We start from the raw sequence: 18,909 nt of genomic DNA, 5'->3' as shown, positions 1-18,909 counted from the left end.
CATAGTCTGTGTTCCCTCCATAATTGATAATTTATTATATCATTTTCTGAAGTTTACACAGACTATTTTACACTCTCGAAAATTTTAAAGAGGTACCTTTTGAATAATCTTTTATAATTTCATTACGTAAGCTCTGAAGTAATCTTATTTTTTAGTTCTCTGAAACTTGTATTGATACTTTTATTATGTAATCATCAATGTTTTTACAAACTAGCTCATCAGCTAATACTTTTTCGTATGAATTTCCAATGATTTTTAGATTATTATTATTAATATAAGAAATTAATTTTTCATAAAAATAAGGAAGTTTATCATAGTATCCTTTAAAATATCCTACAACATATAAACCTTTAGGTTTTTTTATTATATTAGTATGATTTGATATATTTTCTTTATTTGTTTTAGTAAAATAAAAACTACAATCTTTGTAATTACCTATAATTAAATTATCCATAGATATTATAGTCCCAGTTGAATATCCAATATTGAGGTCATTGTCAAAACAATAGTTTACATGATTAACATAAGTATCAATATCATAATACTCTTTACTATTATCTATAGAATTGCTTAATACCAGATATTCTTCATCTTCATAAGCTAGTTTTATTTCTCTTTTATAATTTTTACTTTCCTCAATTGATTTAATTTTATTAATTAGTCTTTCTTTATTTGCCTTTAATTTATTAATTTCATTTTCTATATTTATAATTTCCGAATTTAAAATATTAATAACGTTATCAATACTTCTTTTATTTATAAAATCTTTAATTTCTTTAAGCGACATCCCCATATCTTTTAAACTAAAAATAATACCTAATAATTCTATTTGAGTATGAGAATAATACATATATCCATTAGGTAATATTTTTTCAGGTTTAAATAAATCAATTTCATTATAGTAAAATAAAGTTTTTTTATTTATATGAAATAGTTTAGCAAATTCACCAGTAGTAAAATAAAGCTTATTATCATTATTCATTTAAAATTCCTCCTTGACTGTCTAGTTACTGGATACTTTAAGATTATTATAGCATAAAATAATAAAATTTTTACAAATGAAAGGAAGTGAAAATATCATGAAATTATTATTAAACTACATAAAAAGATATAAATTACTTCTAGCTCTTAATGTTATATCTGTGTTTGGGTTTGCTTTAGTAGAGCTTGGAATTCCGACTATAATGGCTAAGGTTATAGATCATGGAATAGTATATCAAGATATAAGCTATATAAAAAGAATGGGAGTAGTAATAGGAATTATATCAATAATAGGAGTTATAGGAACTATAACTTTAGGATATTGTTCAGCTAAAATATCTAGTAATATAACAAGAGACATCAGAAATGATATTTTTAAAAAGTCACAGGAGTTTTCGCATACAGAGTATGATAAATTTGGAGTATCATCAATGATTACAAGAACGGGAAATGATGCCTTTGTATTACTTCAATTTACTAATACACTGTTAAGAATGGCACTTTTAACTCCAGTAATGTTTATTATAAGTTTAATTATGATTTTAAAAACTAATGTATCGTTATCTTTAGTTTTAGCAATAACTGTACCTTTTATAATTGTTGGTGTTATAGTAATTGCTAAAAAATCAGAGCCTTTATCTGAAAAGCAACAAAAAAAGTTAGATAAATTAAATAGAATATCAAGAGAAAATTTAACGGGAATAAGAGTAATAAGAGCATTTGGAAATGATAATCATGAAGCTGAGAGATTTGATAAGACAAATGAATCATATGCTAAGGTAGCAAAAAAAGTGAACAAACTTATGTCTATATCTCAACCAACATTCTTTTTCCTACTTAATTTAGCAATTATAGCTATATTTATAGTTTCTAGTAATATGATAAATGCTAACAAACTACAAGTTGGTCAATTAGTAGCATTTATAGAATACTTATTCCATGCAATGTTTTCTATTATGTTATTCTCTATGGTTTTTGTTATGTATCCGAAAGCACAAGTATCAGCTAATAGAATAAATGAAATTTTAGTAGAAGAGCCTATAATAAAGAGTCCTATAAATGGAATTAAAGAAACAGATATTAAGGGAGAAATAGAATTTAATAATGTTTCATTTAAATATCCAAATAGTGAAGAATATGTATTAAGAAACATATCCTTTAAAGCTAAAAAAGGTGAAACTATAGCCTTTATAGGAAGTACAGGCAGTGGTAAAAGTACATTAATAAATCTTATTCCAAGATTTTATGATGTAACAGAAGGATATATTAACGTAGATGGAATAAATGTTAGAGATTATGATTTAAAAGCTTTAAGAAAGAAAATAGGATTTATTCCACAAAAATCTTTATTATTTACAGGAAGTATTACAAATAATATTAGATTTGGTAAGAAAAATGCAAGTACTGGTGAAGTAGAATATTCCACAAAAGTAGCACAAGCTTATGATTTTATTGCTAATAAACCAAAGAAATTTAATGAAGTTATAAGTGAAGGTGGAGCTAACTTATCAGGAGGACAAAAGCAAAGATTATCAATAGCTAGAGCAATAGTTAGAAAGCCTGAAATTTATATATTTGATGATAGCTTCTCAGCCTTAGATTTTAAGACAGATGCAACATTAAGAAAAAGACTTAAAAGTGAAACAAAAGAGTCTGTTGTTTTAATAGTTGCTCAAAGAGTGGGTTCTATAATGGATGCAGATAAAATCATAGTTTTAAATGAAGGAGAAGTAGTTGGCATAGGAACTCATAAAGAACTTCTAAAAAACTGTGATATTTATTATGAAATAGCAGAATCACAGCTTACAAAGGAGGAGTTAAATTAATGAAAAATTTAAAAAGAACTATAAATAAAATTACTCCTTTTATAAAAAATTATAAGTGGTCCTTTATAGGAGCTATTACATTTATAATTTCAGCAGCTGTATTTACAGCTATAGCACCTAGAACAGAAGGTTTAATAATCACTCAATTAACAAAGGATTTTGAAAAAATTATAAAGGGTGTAGAAGGAGCTAGTGTAAATTTTAATTATATATATAAAGTTTTAGTTTTATTATTCTTTGTTTATATAGGTAGTGCCGGTTCTACAATTATAGCTAACTTTTTATTAACAAATGCAATTCAAAATACTATGAAGGATATAAGAGGTAAAGTACAAAGAAAAATAAGTAAGTTACCAGTAAAATATTTTGATGGTAATAGCTATGGTGATGTATTAAGTCGTATAACAAATGATGTAGATACTATATCAAATGCATTGCAACAAAGTTTCTTGCAGGTTGTAAATGCATTTTTAGCAATAGCATTAGCGTTAATAATGATGTATTCTATTAACATTAAATTAGCACTTTTAGCAACTTTAATAATTCCAATAAGTTTATTAATAACAAAATTTATAGTAGGAAAATCTCAAAATTTATTTATTAAGCAACAAGAAGCTTTAGGTAAGTTAAATGGAAGAGTTCAAGAAATATATACAGGGTTTAATGTAATTAAGTTATATGGAAAGCAAGAGGATGCTATAAAAGACCTTATGGAAGCTAATGAAGAGCTAAGAGAGAATGGATTTAAGGCTCAATTTATATCAGGAATAATGTCTCCATTAGTAAGCCTTGTTACTTATTTAGGAATTGCAACAGTGGGAGTTACAGGAGCTATTATATCAATAGCTGGAGGTATAACAGTTGGTAATTTACAAGCATTTATACGTTATATATGGCAAATAAATCAACCATTATCTCAAGTAACTCAACTTTCTTCAGCTATTCAATCAGCTTTTGCAGCAGCTCATAGAGTATTTGAATTTTTAGAGGAAGAAGAGGAAGTTAGGGATATAGAAAATTCTATTAAAGTAGAAAATCCTAAGGGTAATGTAAGCTTTGAACATGTAAAGTTTGGATATAGTGAAGATAAGATGCTAATAAAAGACTTAAGTGTAGAAGTTAAAAGTGGACAAATGGTTGCTATTGTTGGACCAACAGGAGCAGGAAAAACTACATTGATTAATTTATTAATGAGATTCTATGAAATTAATGGCGGATCAATAAAAATTGATGGTGTAGATATAAGAGATATGAAACGTGAAGATTTAAGATCTATCTTTGGAATGGTTCTTCAAGATACATGGTTATTTAATGGAACAATTTATGAAAATCTAGAGTATGGTAGATTTGGAGCAACTAAAGAAGAAATAATAGAAGCTGCTAAAATAGCAAATGTACATCATTTTATAAAAACATTACCAGGTGGATATGATATGTTTTTAAATGAAGAAGCTTCAAATATTTCTCAAGGAGAAAAGCAACTTCTAACTATAGCAAGAGCAGTACTTAAAGATCCGGCTATACTAATTCTAGATGAAGCAACAAGTTCTGTTGATACAAGGTTAGAGTTATTACTTCAAAAGGCTATGAGAAATATAATGAAGGATAGAACAAGTTTTGTAATAGCACATAGATTATCTACTATTAGAAACGCAGATTTAATATTAGTAATTAATGAAGGAAATATAATTGAACAAGGAACTCATGAAGAGCTTATGGCAAAAGGTGGCTTCTATGAGAACTTGTATAATAGCCAATTTGCAGATAAAGAAAACTAAAGTAATGAATTAAAGGAGCTGTTACACAAAACAGCTCCTTTTTAAAAAATAATTTAAATTTTATTGAAGATGTAATATTAAAATCATATATATTTAGCACTTTGATTAAAAGAATTTTTTATACTTAAAACTAAATTAATAGATGAATCTCCAGTTAATATATTTTTTATTGTATGTTCTTTAATCTTATCATATGTATCAAAAATTGTTTGAGCTTTATTACTATCATTATAAACTTTCCAATATTTACATAATAAACATTTCTTTGTAGTACAGTTTATAAAGTCTTTAACATCTTTAATAGGTATTCCTAAAAAAATTCCAATTTCATGGGGGCAGTGATATTGCTCATATCTATATTTTAACTTATTTACATAATCCCTAGTAGATAAATTAGAAGAATATCCTATATTAGTTAAAAAATCTATAGTCTGTTTAGAGCTTAAATGCTTTTCTAATATAGATTCATCATAAACCATAATTACAACTGCATCGAAACATTCTCTTAATTGAATATAATTTAAGTTTAATTCTTTTATAAAAGGAGAACCGAAAACATCCCAATTATCATACAATCTATGATTATTTTTCTTAATTGTAATAGTAACAGCTGGTTTAGCACCTGCTATAACTAATGATAAATTATATACTAAAAAAGTTTCTACGTATTCTTTATCATCTAATGAGGTTAATTTACTGTAAAAATCTAAATATTTCATACTATATCACCGCCAACTAAATTTTATTCAGAAGCTATTTTTTTACCAAAGTCTATGCATTCTTGTTCGTTTGCATCAGGTTCATATTGCATTATTAATGGGGAATCAATAATAGTGCATCCATAGCCTAGCATTCTTTCTTCAAAATCTCTCATCCATTGTCCATCTCCCCATCCATATGAACCAAATAGGGCTACTTTTTTACCAGATACTTTAGAGGAGATTTCTTCTATGAAAGGTTCAAACTCAGATTCTTCAAGAATTTCATCACCCATAGCAGGACATCCTAATATAAGAATTTCATCTTCTAATAATTCTGATATATTGACATTAGAAACGTTTATAACTTGTACACTTTTACCAGATTGTACAATTCCATCTTTAATTAATTCTGCCATTTTTTCAGTATTACCTGTTCCAGACCAGTATACTATTTTCATAAAAACAACTCCCAACACTTTAATTATTAATAATGAAAATCATTATCAACTAAAGTGTATATTATTAATATTTCTTTGTCAAGAATTATTTTATTCTCATTGAAGACACTAGAACATTGGAAAATAAGTAAAAATTTTTCAATATTAATATATTATTGGAAAATACGTTAACAACAATATTTTTTTTATTAAACAAATAAAAATATATATAAATAATTATTAAATAACTAAAAAATTACAAATTTATTTATTAAGGTTATTGAGAGGTATAATTGATAATTAAATTATTTTATATTACTATAAATTATTATGGAGAGTTTAAGGGAGGATAAAGTGGATAAGGAAATTAAAAAATCAATTAGAAATTATACGATAGAAGATTTAGAAGGAATATTAGATAAATTACCTTATCAGGTATGGTTAAAAGATAAAGATGGAAAACATATATATATAAATAAATTAGGTGCAGAAAGTATAGGGTTACCTAAGGAGGATATAATAGGTAAGACTGATTATGATATTCGAGATTATAGTATGGCTAAAAATTGTGTTAAAACAGATATGATTTTAAGAGATAAGAAACGTGATGTATATAATGAAGAGCATAGTAGAAAAGATGGACAAGATATATGGTATAAAGTACATAAATTTATACTAAATAGAGATAACATTGATAAAGAAATTATAGGTGGCATAGCTGAAGAGATAAGTTTAGAGAAAAGTGTACAATTAAAATTGGAAAATAACTTGGTAAGTTATTTAAATAAAAGTAATATTGAGGATGATCGTAAAAAAATATTAAATTCAATATTAATAAGTTTAAAGGAAGTTATAAATTTTAAAAATATAGATATTCTTTTATATGATGAAAACAAGAAAAAATTCAACTTATATTTAAGCGAAAATATAGAAGTAAGTAAATTTAAAAATTGTTCAGAAATATACATAAATGAAGAGATAGAAAAGAAGTTATGTTGTAAAAATATTTATGAAAATAGATATTCTGAATTATACGATAAAATAGTTAAATTACAAAATAACAGTATTGAAGATAATTTAAAAATTAAACATATAGAGTTAGCTAACAAATTATTTGGATTAATATGTATATCTTATAGCAAAGATAGAGATAAAGTTTTTGAAGATGATTCTTATTTAAATGAAATTTTAATTAAAATATGTATAATAATAAAGCAAATAGAAAATAAGGGCGAGATAACATCTATAAAAAAGAAAAAGGATGAATTAGAAGCTAATATTGAATTAGAAGCTATAAAAACAGAATTTTTTGCAAATGTATCTCATGAGTTTAGGACACCAGTTAATATAATACTTTCTATTGTACAGTTATTAAATTCATATATTAAAAATAATAACATGAATCTTGACAATGAAAAATATAAGGAATATTTAAACATTTTGAGACAAAATTCATATAGATTATTAAGGTTAGTTAATAATACTATAGACACAGCAAAGGTGAACAATAATTTTTACGATTTAAAATTAGGAAATTACAATATTATTAGCATAGTAGAAAATATAACTATGTCAACTGTAAGATATGCAAATGAAAAAAAACGAAATATAGTTTTTGATACGAATCAAGAAGAACTAATTTTAGCTTGTGACCCAGATAAAATTGAAAAAATTATTCTTAATTTAATATCGAATGCAATAAAATTTTCAGAATGTGATACTGATATAGAAATAAAAATTAATACAGACTTAGCTTCCAAAAGGGTATTTATATCTGTTAAAGATTATGGAGAAATTATTGAAGAATATGATAGAGAAAGGATTTTTGGGAAGTTCACTCAAACAGAAAATTTATTTATTAGAAAAAATGAAGGTAGTGGAATAGGGCTATTTCTAGTTAAAAAATTTGTGGAAATGCATAATGGTAAAATATATGTAGAGAATATAGAAAATGCAACTCAGTTTACTTTTTATCTACCTATATATATTATAGGGGGAAAAGAGGTGCATAATACAATAATCGATGAAAATGATATTTTAAATAAGTGCAATATTGAATTTTCCGATATATAACAACTTAAAAGTAATAAAAATACAAAGTTGTATTTTTATATTAAAATACTATAATTATATATAACATAAGATAAATAATGTAAGTTGATATATAGTAATAAGGAAGGAATTTATAAATGAAAGAAATAATAAAGAAAACTTTTATAAAAAAAAATCAAAATTTTAGTGGAAGGGAATTCTTAAAATATGTAGGACCAGGAATATTAGTTACAGTTGGATTTATAGATCCAGGAAATTGGGTATCTAATATTGCAGCAGGATCAGATTATGGGTATAAACTATTATGGATAATAACATTATCAACAATAATGTTAATTATATTACAACATAATGCAGCACATTTAGGGATAGTTACAGGATTATGCATTTCAGAAGCAATAAGTGAATATATAAAGCCAACAATAGGAAAAGCAATAACTTCAACAGCTATATTAGCAGCAATAGGAACTGCAATGGCAGAAATTTTAGGAGCTGCTATAGCTTTAAAAATGCTTTTTAATATTCCTATAAAATTAGGAGCTTTAGTGGCATCAATTTTTATAATATTTATGCTATTTTCAAATTCATATAAAAAGATAGAAAAAATTATTATTGGATTCGTATCAATAGTTGGACTTGCTTTTATATTTGAAGCTGCTTTAGTTAATATTAATTGGGGAGAGGCTGCTAAAAATTGGATAATACCATCTATTCCAAGTGGATCCCTACCAATAATAATGAGTGTTTTAGGAGCAGTAGTTATGCCACATAATTTGTTTTTACATTCAGAGGTAATTCAAAGTAGAAAATGGAATCTTAAAGATAAGTCTATAATAGAGAGACAATTGAAATATGAGTTTATGGATACAATGTTTTCTATGATAATAGGATTTATTATAAATAGTGCAATGGTTCTTGTTGCTATAACATTTTTTAGAAGCAATATTTCAGTAACAGAGCTTGAACAAGCACAAGAATTATTAAAGCCTTTACTAGGAAATTCAGCAGCAATAGTATTTGCAATTGCATTACTTTTTGCAGGAATAGCATCTTGTGTTACAGCTGGAATGGCAGGAGGATCTATATTTACAGGATTATTTAAAAAACCTTATGATATAAATGATAAACATACTAAAATAGGGGTATTAATCACAGTTATATCTGCATTAGTAATAATATTCTTTGTTAGAGATCCATTTAAAGGATTATTATACTCTCAGATGCTATTAAGTGTACAACTTCCAATAACTATTTTCACTCAGATATATTTAACATCATCTAAAAAAGTTATGGGAGAGTATAAGAATACAAAAGTAGAAAATATTACTTTATGGATAATTGGAGCAATTGTTACTGCTTTAAATGTTATGTTGTTAATAAGCTATATTTAAATAATTATAAGCCTTTATCACAGACATATTTATAGAATGAGTCAGCTGCTGGAGAATGATATCTGTTTTTCATTCTGGCTGCATAAAAATAGCTTTCCCATTCTGGCTTAATTATTGTAATAGTTTTTACATTCATATATTGAAGAGAGGACATTTTAGGTAGTATTGCTATTCCAAAATTTTGAGCTACAAGACCTGCAATAAAGTTATCATCTTCAACTTCGTAGGAAATGTTGGGATATTGGCCTATTTTATGAAATAATCCATCGATTACAGAGCGTAGACCGCTACTTTTTGAAAATACTATATGATTATATGGTATTGTTTCTATTAAATCTAATTCTTTATACATAGCAAGTGGATGTCCAAATGGGACAATTACACACATTTCTTGTTTCTGTACTGGAACAAACTCAATGTCAGTTTCATTTTCTATTTTAGAACAAAAACCAATATTATAAATGTCATTTTTTAGTCCCTGTATAATATCATTTGTTACTCCTGTATAAAATTTAAAATCAATATCATTATCTTTATTAATATCTAAAAAATTATGAGTTGCTCTCGGAATATCCTGTATTGCAAGAGGTTTTATACTAGATATATTAATTTGCCCACCTCCTTTACTTATAATTTTAAAGGAATTTATACTTAAATCTAAAATATTTATAGCTTTGCTCACATCGTCAAAAAATATTTTTCCATATTTATTTAATACTATATTACGACCTTCTTTTTCAAATAGAGAAACACCAAGTTCATCTTCTAATGATGCCATGGCATGGCTTAATCCTGGTTGAGTTATCTTTAATTTTTCAGCAGCTTTTCCATAATGCTCTAACTTAGCTAATGTAATAAAATATCTCAAATGATATAAATTCAATATTTTTCATCCTTTCTGAAGCTATTTCTTTAATTATCTCATAATATATGCAGAAAATGAATTGATTGATATAAAATAAATCATTAGAATTTATGAAAAGCATATTCTATAATAGATAAGTGAAAAAATTACATAACTAATTGAATAATTTTTATTTAAATGAAAGAAGGCTTATCTATGAAAAAAGTTAAAATGCCAGGCGAAGTAGCATTATTTGTTGCAGTAATTATTAATAGCCTTGGTATTGCATTAATGACAAAAAGTAATTTTGGTATATCATCTATCTCTTCAGTTCCGTATGTTTTTAGTAATGCATTTTCTATTTTTAGTTTTGGAACATGGAATTACATATTTCAAACAATCTTAATTATATCCCTAATGATATTAAATAAAAAAATTAATATTGGATATATTTTTTCTTTTCTAATGGGACTTGCCTTTGGAAAAATGATTGATATTCATGAATTATGGATTTATTTTTTGCCAGATTCTTTAATGTGGCATGTTATTTATTTTATAGCAAGCTTTTTTATAATAGCATTTGGAATATGCCTATCAAACAATAGTATGCTTCCAATTATTCCAACAGATACATTTCCAAGAGACTTATCTGCTATTTTAAAAAAACAATATAAATATATAAAAACTACATTTGATATATGTTGTTTAACTACAACACTTTTAATATCACTATTTATCCTTCATAAAGCTATTGGAGTTGGTGTTGGCACAGTTATTTGTGCACTTACTACTGGAAAAATAGTTTCACTTATACAATCTTTTTTAGATAAACATGTAGAGTTTTATAGGTATATTTTATCAGATAGTATTAAAATTTAATAAACTTTGTATTTTTCTTTACATCTTTTAGTGAAAAAATATCATTAAGGATAATATTATTAACTTATATAATTTTAAATATATAAAATTTTGTGAAAATTAATATTATAAAGAAGATTATTTTATTGACAAATATTTCATTTGAAACTATAATGGTAACAAATGGAGGAGCTGATGATTATGTACTCAACAAAATATGCTGTAAGCATTCATATTTTAAGTCTTATTGCTTTAAAAAAGGAAGAAAGTATTACATCTGACTATATTGCTAATAGTATTAATACTAATCCAGCACTTGTTAGACGTCTTATGAGTGATTTAAAAAAAGCAGGGCTTATTAAAACACAAACTAAAATCGGCGTAACTATGCTTTTGAAAAAACCAAAAGAAATATCTCTTTTAGAAATTTTTAAAGCTGTTGAAAATAGGCATGACCTATTCGCTATCCATTCAGATACTAATAAAGATTGTCCTGTAGGTTGTAAAATAGGATATGTATTAGAAAATATTAATGGAAAAGTTCAGTCGGATTTTGAGAAGATGTTAGAATGCTTACATTTATCGGATATATTAGATGAATTAGTAAATATATAATTTTAATTATTTATCTTTATTAAAAACAAAAATTTAATGGCTTATAAAAGGGTTTATAAAAAATCTATAGTCTATGAAAATAAAGACTTAGAGATTTAAAATATTAGGAGGGAAAAATTATGAGTAAAAAAACAATTGGAATAATTGTGGGAAGTTTAAGAAAGGAATCTTTTAATAGATCAATTGCAAATTATGTAGCGTCAGTAATACCTACAGAGTATGAAGTGAAATTTGTTGATATTAAGGATGTTGATATGTTTAATCAAGATCTAGAAGATAATCCACCAGCTTCTTGGACACGTTTAAGAGAAGATGTAAAATCTGTTGATGCATATCTTTTCTTTACTCCAGAATATAATCGTTCAGTACCAGCAGTATTAAAAAATGTTTTGGATGTAGCTTCAAGACCATATGGACAAAATGTATGGGCTAAAAAGCCAGCAGGAATAGTAAGCGTATCTATGGGAGGTATATCAGCTTTTGGAGCAAATCATCACCTAAGACAATCTCTTACTTTCTTAGATGTTTATACATTACAACAACCAGAAGCATATATAGGAAATGTTATGGAATTACTTGATGAAAAGGGTGCTTTGGTAAATGAAAATACAAAAAACTTTTTGAAGTCATATGTAGATGCTTTTGTAGCTTGGGTAGAAAAATTTTAATAAGCTTTTCTTTGAAAAAGAGAATAAAGTTTAATAAAAGGATGATAAGGACAAATAGAAGTAATTTTCTATTTGTCTTTTAATATTTGAAGTAAATTAATTAAGTTAATATTTTCAAAAGGGAATTGTCTAAATAATCCATTAAAAGGTATAATAGATTATAATAAAGAGTTCAGCGCTTTATTATTTGGGAAAATAAATGGTGTAGAGGAGTATTTAAGATGATATCACAAGAAATGTATAAATTAGGAACTAAGAAATCTACAATAAGAACTATTTTTGAGTATGGAAGAATGAGAGCTAGCATAGTTGGAGAAGAAAACATATATGATTTTAGTTTAGGAAATCCAAATGTTCCAACACCTCAGTTTATTACTGATGAACTTATAAATATATTAAAAAATGAAGATCCATGCAGTATTCATGGTTATACAGTTGCTCCTGGAGATCCAGAAGCAAGAGAATTACTTGCAAAAAGCTTAAATAAAAGATTTGAAACTAATTTTTCAGGAAGCAATTTGTTTATGACTGCTGGAGCAGCTGCAGCTATAAGTATATGTTTCAAAGCTTTAAGTGAAGATAATGAGGAGTTTTTAACGTTTGCTCCATACTTTCCAGAATATAATTGTTTTGTAGAAGCTACTGGTGCTAAATTAACAGTTGTACCAGCTCAAATAGAAGATTTTCAAATTAACTTTCCAGAGTTTTTAAGGAAAATTAATAAGAATACAAAGGCTGTTATTATTAATTCACCTAATAATCCAAGTGGTGCGGTATATTCAGAAGAAACAATAATTAAATTAGCAGATATCTTAAGAGAAAAGGAAAAAGAATATAATCATCCAATATTTATAATATCAGACGAGCCATATCGTGAAATTGCTTATAATAATGTTAAAGTACCTTATATAACTAAATATTACAAAAATACATTAGTATGTTATTCATATAGTAAGTCTTTTTCATTAGCTGGAGAAAGAATTGGTTATATAGTAGTGCCTAATGAAATTATTGATTTTGATAAGGTTTATGGAGCTATAGCTGGGGCATCAAGAGTTTTAACACATGTAAATGCACCATCATTATTTCAAAAAGCAGTAGCAAGATGTGCAGATATGCCATCAGATATAAGTATTTATGAAAAAAATATGCAATTATTATATAATGGTTTAATAGAATCAGGATTTAAGTGTAATAAACCAGATGGAGCTTTTTATTTATTCCCAAAATCATTAGAAGAGGATGATGTCGCTTTCTGTGAAAAAGCTAAAAAGTATGATTTATTATTAGTACCAGGTAGTGATTTTGGATGTCCTGGACATTTTAGAGCTTCATATTGTATTAAAACTTCAACAATTGAAAAATCACTTCCATTATTTAAAAAGTTAGCTGAAGAATATAACAGGTTATTATAAAAATGAAAAAGAAAATATTTCAGAAGATGATTATGCATAATTATAATTAAAAAAATAATAGATATATAATTTTTAATAACCACTAAGCAAATAGATTTTAAAATTGCTTAGTGGTTTAGTATTAGAAATTTATTAGCATTAATCTTCTTTATTTAACATATTAATTACATAATTAGGCAAATAGAAAGCTCCTTTATGTAATTCAGTATTATAGTATTTTGTTTCTAAACCTAGATTATTCCATTTTTCAGAATCTAAATCTTTAATAGGATCTAATATTTTTGATGCAAAACAGAATATCATATGTCCAGATGGGTAAGTTGGCATATGGTATTGATAGGCTTTACATATATCAAATAGATTGTTTAACTTGTTATAAGACCTCTTCATTTCATATGCATTATGTGAATAGTAAGGACTTTCACATTGATTTATTAATATGCCTTTTTCTGTTAGGGCATTATAGCAATTTGTATAGAATTCTGTTGTGAATAAGCCTTCACCAGGCCCTATAGGATCAGTTGAATCAACAATTATTAAGTCATATAGATTTTCTTTTCCTTTAACAAATTTTATTCCATCTTCAAAGTACAAGGTAACTCTAGGGTCAGATAATTTATTTGATGTAAAAGGTAAATGTTTTATAGAAGCTTTAACAACTAGCTCATCTATCTCAACCATATCTATCTTTTCAATATTATTATATCTAGTAAGTTCTCTAACGGTACCTCCATCTCCAGCACCAATTACAAGAACATTTTTTATATTAGGATTTGTAGCAAGTGCTACATGAGTTATCATTTCATGATAAATAAATTCATCTTTTTCAGTTACCATTGTCCAATTATCAATAACTAAAACTTTTCCAAATTCATAAGTGTCTATTATGTCTATCTTTTGAAATTCACTTTGAGCAGAATAAAGATGATTTTTTACTTTCATTGAGAAATTAACGTTATTTGTTTGATTTTCTGTATACCATAATTCCATATCCATCTTTTTATACCTCCAATTTATGAGACATTACTAATTGATCATATTGACCATCACCAAAAGTTCTAATTTTATCTACTAGCCCTCTCGAAACTTCTGTAGATTCGCTTCTATCTGAACCTAATATTTTTTCGAGATATTTAAATCCATTCCATGGATTTATACTATCACCACAGGTAAATAAATCTACTGATGCATAACCATATTCTGGCCAAGTGTGGATTGTAAGATGTGATTCTTGTATAATAACAGCTCCACTTACTCCCCATGGATTAAATTCATGAAAGCAGCTAGTTACTATTGTTGCATTTGCTTCTCTGGCAGCTTGATTCATATGTTTTTCAATAGCTGCATGATCCTTTAATAATTCCTTATCGCAGTTATAATACTCTACTAAAATGTGTCTTCCTAATTGTTCAATATTCATAATAAACCTCCAATAATTTTAATTTAATTCCATCCAATTGATAAATATTTTCTTAATAAAAATGCAATATTCATAAAACCTCCAATACAAAATTTAAGAAAAGTTTAGTAATGGTAAACTCTAAGTTAATTATTACTAACCACAATAGTTATTTTAGATTTTTTTGAGTAAATTGTCAATATATTCTTGGTATTATATTGGAAGTTTAAGATGACAACTGTGAAGATAGAGTAATAAAATTAAGATTTTTCCATTGGAATTTAGGTAGAAGAATTTGAAATATTGATATATTTTAATAAAATGAAGTTACTAATTATATATTGGAATTGATTTTAAATATAGATGGTTTTTACATTCTTAATATAATGATAGAAAGTGATAAAATGATAAAAAATAAACAATTAATAGTATATAATATTTTACTTCAATTCATTTTAGGAATAATATCATTCCTAAAATGAATTGAATGCATATTAAATTGTATGTATCATAACAAATATAAGGTGATTTTTTTAACATAGTTGTAGAAAAAATAACAATGATGTGGAAAAATAAATATTAATTTCAGGGAGGTATACAATGATTTTCGGAAATGTAAAATGTAATGAAAACATATCAAGCTATCCAAAGGCTATTCAAAAAGCTATAAATTATCTTAAGGAAAATGATTTAGTAGCTATGGAGCCAGGAAGATATGAGTTAGATGGAGATAATATGATTCTACAAGTGTTAGATGTAGAGACTACTGAAAGATCTAATTTACGTCCAGAAGTTCATCGTACTTACATCGATGTTCAATTTTTAGCAAAAGGAAAAGAAAAAATAGGATATTATCCAGATAAGGGAAATAATGAAATAGATGAAGAACTTTTAGAAGCAAGAGATATTATATTCTATAAAAATAATAATACTAGAGAAACTTACTTAGAAATGGAAGAAGGATCTTATGCGATATTTTATCCACATGATGTCCATATTCCAGCAATAATTAAAGATGAAAGCATGGTAATTAGAAAAATTGTTATAAAAGTTAAAGTTTCAACATTATAGATTTTATAAATTTATATAAAGATTAAATAGAAGGAGAAATCAATATGGAAAAGTTTGAAAAAGTTGTATGGGGTATGGTTGGTTGCGGTGTCGTAACAGAAAAGAAAAGTGGTCCAGGTTTATATAAATCAGAAAACTCAGAATTAAAAGCAGTATTTGATTTAGATTATGATAGAGCATGTGATTATGCTAAGAGGCATGGAGTACCTGTTGTTTATAAAACTGTAGATGAAATGTTACAAGATCCAGAGATAAATGCAGTATATCTTCCAACACCACCAAAGTTTCACAAAGATTATTCAATGAAGTGCTTAGAAGCAGGAAAAATTCCTTATAGTGAAAAGCCAATGGCATTAACTTATGCTGAATGTCTAGAAATGATTAAAAAATCAGAAGAAGTTAATCTTCCAATATATGTGGCATTCTACAGAAGAGGTATGGATAAATATAAGAAGATAAAAGAAATAGTTGATAGTGGAGCTTTAGGAAAAATTAATTTCGTTCACTTAAGACAATTTATGCAAGTTGAAAAAGAAGATTTAGATAGAAATAATTTACCATGGAGATTAAAACCAGAAGCAGCAGGTGGCGGTAAGTTTGTAGATATGGTTGCTCACGTTTTAGACATAGTTGAATATTTATTTGGAAAAATTGAAGATGTTCATGGTATGGCAGAAAATTACGGTGGATATTATGATGTTGAAGATACAGTTAATGCAATTTTCAAAACTGAAAGTGGAGTAATGGGTAATGGAATATGGTGCTATGTAGCTGATCATAATGAAGAAGAAATGTTAATAGTAGGTGATAAGGGAAGAATAAGCACTACAGGATTGTTCTATGGACCAATAAAAGTTATAATTGATGGAAAAGAAGAGATAATCGATTATAAAGAGCCAGAACATGTAGCTCAACCTTATATTCAATCTATAGTTAACGAATTAATAGGAAAAGAAAAATCTCCAGCAGATTTAAATAGTGCAGCACATGTTATAAAAGTAATGGATGAAATATTAGAAGAATATAGAAAAAGATATTAATTATAATTAGCTTTGGATATTACTAATATTATGATATGGACAAGTATATTTAATATTAGTAATTCAAAGCTAAAAATTTAAAAGATATTGTTAATTAATAAATTAACGAAATTATAGGTTATAAATTGAAATCAAGGAGAAATTTATATGAGTATTGAATTTATTATTGGTATTTTACTATTAATATCATTCGCAGGGCTAGTTGTATATGCTGTTAAAGGCGGAAACCTAATGACAGGAATATTAATAATGGCAGTAATATGGACAGTTTTACCTCTTATAGGTAATAAATTTGTTACCAATGCAGATTTTATAGCACAGAATAGTGATATAGTAAACATTGGAGTAGTTGATGCACTTAAACGTGTATTCCAAGGAGGACCAGAAGGTTGGGGTGGTGTTTTAGTAAACTTCATATTTGGGGCTTGGTTTGGTAGAATAATGTTAGAAACAGGTATAGCATCTACTATGATCAGAAAAACAGTAGAGTTTGGTGGAGATAAGCCAGTTATTACTTCTACACTTTTAGCTATAGTTACAACAGCTGTATTCTCAAGTATGTTTGGAGCAGGTGCAGTTGTTGCTATTGGTGTAATTGTGCTTCCAATATTATTATCATTAGGAATTCCTAAAGTTACAGCAATTATATCATTTTTATTATCAATTGGAGCAGGATTATACATAAACCCAGTTATATTTAATCAATATCAAGCATTCTATTTAGGAGCAAATGGAGAACAAGCTTATTTTTACGATTCAACTTATTTAAAATGGGGATTTGTTGCACTTGCTGTTCAATTAATAGTAGCAATACTAGTTCCTATGATATCTATGAAAAAGAAAAAAAGAGTTCATGCATGGGCAGCACAGGCACCTAAAACTGAGGAAGCAGAAAAAACAGCACCAATGATTTCATTAATAACTCCATTTATACCAGTTGTTTTAGCAATAGGATTTAATATACCAGTTATCGTAGGTTTCTTAGTAGCTAGTTTTTTTGCCTTAGCTATATGTGGAAAATTAACTTCATATAAAGCTGCAACAGAAGTATTTAGTAAAACATTCTATGATGGGGCAATAGATACAGCTCCTTTAGTAGGATTTATGCTTATGATCCCTATGTTTAATAAAGCAGCTGAATTATGTGTACCATATTTTAATGCAGTGTTAGGTGGAATAATACCAAGTAGTCCATTAGTGATATGTATTGCATTTGCAGTACTTGCACCACTTGGAATGTTTAGAGGTCCATTTACATTAGCTGGATGTGGAGCTGCAACATTAGGAATATTAAAGAGTGTAGGATTTTCAAATCTTTTATTATTCCCATTAATGTATGCTCCTACAATAACAATGAATATATCAAGTTGTATAACTCAATCATGGATAGTTTGGGGACTTGGATATACAAAAGTAGATACAAAGGATTTCTTAAAGAGAAGTATACCATTAGGATGGATAATATGTGCTATATTAAGTATAGTAACATTCTTTATGTTTGGTATGTAGAATAATTATTAAAATTTCCGTCTTAAAACTTAATAGGACGGAAATTATTTTTATTTAGAAAATTATAATTAGGTTATCCTTTGAATAATCTTTATAATTTCTTTCCGTCAGCTCTGAATTGCTTCTATTAATTTTGTCATAACTTTGAGCTTGAGACGGAATAAGCAAAATTAAATAGAAGTACTTTTCTATTTATAATAATTAAATTTTTAACAATCTACACTAAGATTATGATATAATTATTAAGCTAATTATAAATGTTTATATATACTAATTTAAAAGTTTTGTAGAAGTATAAAATAAAAAGCAATATTAGTTATATAT

The 18,909-nt window shown here is 26.5% G+C and carries 17 protein-coding genes; 11 read left to right on the top strand and 6 right to left on the bottom strand.

The genetic code is table 11. The features are described 5' to 3' along the window. Positions 1-151: 151 nt before the first annotated feature. A complete protein-coding gene (locus ACQPVP_RS06910) occupies positions 152-982 on the bottom strand; it encodes a MerR family transcriptional regulator (RefSeq protein ID WP_430848464.1) in 831 nt (276 codons plus the stop codon). Positions 983-1,079: 97 nt separating this feature from the next. On the opposite strand from ACQPVP_RS06910, the gene ACQPVP_RS06905 reads away from it, so the two are divergent. Together ACQPVP_RS06905 and ACQPVP_RS06900 are read left to right on the top strand one after the other, a co-directional pair. Continuing rightward, entirely contained in the window at positions 1,080-2,807 is a 1,728-nt protein-coding gene (locus ACQPVP_RS06905; protein ID WP_430848462.1) for an ABC transporter ATP-binding protein, read from the top strand. After that, on the top strand, positions 2,807-4,585 hold the full coding sequence (locus tag ACQPVP_RS06900) for an ABC transporter ATP-binding protein (protein WP_430848460.1): 1,779 nt from the start codon (positions 2,807-2,809) through the stop codon (positions 4,583-4,585). The genes ACQPVP_RS06905 and ACQPVP_RS06900 overlap by 1 nt, the downstream gene beginning before the upstream one ends. Before the next feature lie 83 nt (positions 4,586-4,668). On the opposite strand, the gene ACQPVP_RS06895 is transcribed toward ACQPVP_RS06900, so the two are convergent. Beyond that, positions 4,669-5,304, bottom strand: coding sequence for a DUF3793 family protein (locus tag ACQPVP_RS06895; protein WP_430848458.1), 636 nt, complete (start codon positions 5,302-5,304; stop codon positions 4,669-4,671). Between the two features lie 23 nt (positions 5,305-5,327). Then, on the bottom strand, positions 5,328-5,744 hold the full coding sequence (locus ACQPVP_RS06890; RefSeq protein ID WP_430848456.1) for a flavodoxin: 417 nt from the start codon (positions 5,742-5,744) through the stop codon (positions 5,328-5,330). Between the two features lie 333 nt (positions 5,745-6,077). Between ACQPVP_RS06890 and ACQPVP_RS06885 the strand changes: the two genes are divergently transcribed. Next, the gene (locus ACQPVP_RS06885) at positions 6,078-7,796 is read left to right on the top strand and encodes an ATP-binding protein (RefSeq protein WP_430848454.1); all 1,719 of its coding nucleotides are present in this window, start codon (positions 6,078-6,080) and stop codon (positions 7,794-7,796) included. Positions 7,797-7,912: 116 nt separating this feature from the next. Beyond that, positions 7,913-9,166: an Nramp family divalent metal transporter gene (locus tag ACQPVP_RS06880; protein ID WP_430848452.1), complete on the top strand. Its 1,254-nt coding sequence runs from the start codon at positions 7,913-7,915 to the stop codon at positions 9,164-9,166. A gap of 4 nt (positions 9,167-9,170) precedes the next feature. Here the strand turns inward: ACQPVP_RS06880 and ACQPVP_RS06875 are convergent, their stop codons facing one another. Next, on the bottom strand, positions 9,171-10,049 hold the full coding sequence (locus tag ACQPVP_RS06875; RefSeq protein ID WP_430848450.1) for a LysR family transcriptional regulator: 879 nt from the start codon (positions 10,047-10,049) through the stop codon (positions 9,171-9,173). A gap of 177 nt (positions 10,050-10,226) precedes the next feature. Here ACQPVP_RS06875 and ACQPVP_RS06870 point away from each other — a divergent pair, with 177 nt between their 5' ends. The 4 genes from ACQPVP_RS06870 (at position 10,227) to ACQPVP_RS06855 (ending at position 13,566) form a co-directional block, all read left to right on the top strand. After that, entirely contained in the window at positions 10,227-10,889 is a 663-nt protein-coding gene (locus tag ACQPVP_RS06870; protein ID WP_430848448.1) for a DUF6198 family protein, read from the top strand. A gap of 174 nt (positions 10,890-11,063) precedes the next feature. Beyond that, positions 11,064-11,483, top strand: coding sequence for an Rrf2 family transcriptional regulator (locus tag ACQPVP_RS06865; RefSeq protein ID WP_430848446.1), 420 nt, complete (start codon positions 11,064-11,066; stop codon positions 11,481-11,483). 119 nt (positions 11,484-11,602) lie between these two features. After that, positions 11,603-12,151, top strand: coding sequence for an NADPH-dependent FMN reductase (locus ACQPVP_RS06860; RefSeq protein WP_430848444.1), 549 nt, complete (start codon positions 11,603-11,605; stop codon positions 12,149-12,151). Positions 12,152-12,372: 221 nt separating this feature from the next. After that, positions 12,373-13,566, top strand: coding sequence for a pyridoxal phosphate-dependent aminotransferase (locus ACQPVP_RS06855; protein WP_430848442.1), 1,194 nt, complete (start codon positions 12,373-12,375; stop codon positions 13,564-13,566). 138 nt (positions 13,567-13,704) lie between these two features. Here ACQPVP_RS06855 and speE read toward each other — a convergent pair whose 3' ends face one another. Both speE and speD read right to left on the bottom strand, forming a co-directional pair. Next, positions 13,705-14,556, bottom strand: coding sequence for a polyamine aminopropyltransferase (gene speE / locus ACQPVP_RS06850; protein WP_430848474.1), 852 nt, complete (start codon positions 14,554-14,556; stop codon positions 13,705-13,707). 10 nt (positions 14,557-14,566) lie between these two features. Beyond that, a complete protein-coding gene (gene speD / locus ACQPVP_RS06845) occupies positions 14,567-14,980 on the bottom strand; it encodes an adenosylmethionine decarboxylase (protein WP_430848472.1) in 414 nt (137 codons plus the stop codon). A gap of 585 nt (positions 14,981-15,565) precedes the next feature. Here speD and ACQPVP_RS06840 point away from each other — a divergent pair. The 3 genes from ACQPVP_RS06840 (at position 15,566) to ACQPVP_RS06830 (ending at position 18,585) form a co-directional block, all read left to right on the top strand. Next, a complete protein-coding gene (locus ACQPVP_RS06840; RefSeq protein ID WP_430848440.1) occupies positions 15,566-16,036 on the top strand; it encodes a YhcH/YjgK/YiaL family protein in 471 nt (156 codons plus the stop codon). A 44-nt stretch (positions 16,037-16,080) separates the two neighbouring features. Continuing rightward, complete coding sequence (locus ACQPVP_RS06835) at positions 16,081-17,076, top strand: Gfo/Idh/MocA family protein (RefSeq protein ID WP_430848438.1); 996 nt, start codon at positions 16,081-16,083, stop codon at positions 17,074-17,076. A gap of 147 nt (positions 17,077-17,223) precedes the next feature. Next, positions 17,224-18,585 (top strand): citrate transporter, encoded by a 1,362-nt coding sequence (locus ACQPVP_RS06830; protein WP_430848436.1) that lies wholly within the window; start codon positions 17,224-17,226, stop codon positions 18,583-18,585. Positions 18,586-18,909 lie beyond the last annotated feature (324 nt).

It is taken from the genome of Clostridium nigeriense (genome assembly GCF_050585265.1).
In the GTDB taxonomy this organism is placed as follows: domain Bacteria; phylum Bacillota; class Clostridia; order Clostridiales; family Clostridiaceae; genus Clostridium; species Clostridium nigeriense_B.
This window is presented reverse-complemented; position numbering and strand designations above follow the sequence as displayed.

What these genes read in the sequence shown, in the direction of transcription:
- speE (WP_430848474.1), bottom strand. Translation starts at nt 14,556, where the DNA reads ATGGAATTATGGTATACAGAAAATCAAACAAATAACGTTAATTTCTCA.
- ACQPVP_RS06910 (WP_430848464.1), bottom strand. Translation starts at nt 982, where the DNA reads ATGAATAATGATAATAAGCTTTATTTTACTACTGGTGAATTTGCTAAA.
- ACQPVP_RS06895 (WP_430848458.1), bottom strand. Translation starts at nt 5,304, where the DNA reads ATGAAATATTTAGATTTTTACAGTAAATTAACCTCATTAGATGATAAA.
- ACQPVP_RS06905 (WP_430848462.1), top strand. Translation starts at nt 1,080, where the DNA reads ATGAAATTATTATTAAACTACATAAAAAGATATAAATTACTTCTAGCT.
- ACQPVP_RS06870 (WP_430848448.1), top strand. Translation starts at nt 10,227, where the DNA reads ATGAAAAAAGTTAAAATGCCAGGCGAAGTAGCATTATTTGTTGCAGTA.
- ACQPVP_RS06855 (WP_430848442.1), top strand. Translation starts at nt 12,373, where the DNA reads ATGATATCACAAGAAATGTATAAATTAGGAACTAAGAAATCTACAATA.
- ACQPVP_RS06900 (WP_430848460.1), top strand. Translation starts at nt 2,807, where the DNA reads ATGAAAAATTTAAAAAGAACTATAAATAAAATTACTCCTTTTATAAAA.
- ACQPVP_RS06865 (WP_430848446.1), top strand. Translation starts at nt 11,064, where the DNA reads ATGATTATGTACTCAACAAAATATGCTGTAAGCATTCATATTTTAAGT.
- ACQPVP_RS06890 (WP_430848456.1), bottom strand. Translation starts at nt 5,744, where the DNA reads ATGAAAATAGTATACTGGTCTGGAACAGGTAATACTGAAAAAATGGCA.
- ACQPVP_RS06860 (WP_430848444.1), top strand. Translation starts at nt 11,603, where the DNA reads ATGAGTAAAAAAACAATTGGAATAATTGTGGGAAGTTTAAGAAAGGAA.
- ACQPVP_RS06830 (WP_430848436.1), top strand. Translation starts at nt 17,224, where the DNA reads ATGAGTATTGAATTTATTATTGGTATTTTACTATTAATATCATTCGCA.
- ACQPVP_RS06880 (WP_430848452.1), top strand. Translation starts at nt 7,913, where the DNA reads ATGAAAGAAATAATAAAGAAAACTTTTATAAAAAAAAATCAAAATTTT.
- ACQPVP_RS06835 (WP_430848438.1), top strand. Translation starts at nt 16,081, where the DNA reads ATGGAAAAGTTTGAAAAAGTTGTATGGGGTATGGTTGGTTGCGGTGTC.
- ACQPVP_RS06840 (WP_430848440.1), top strand. Translation starts at nt 15,566, where the DNA reads ATGATTTTCGGAAATGTAAAATGTAATGAAAACATATCAAGCTATCCA.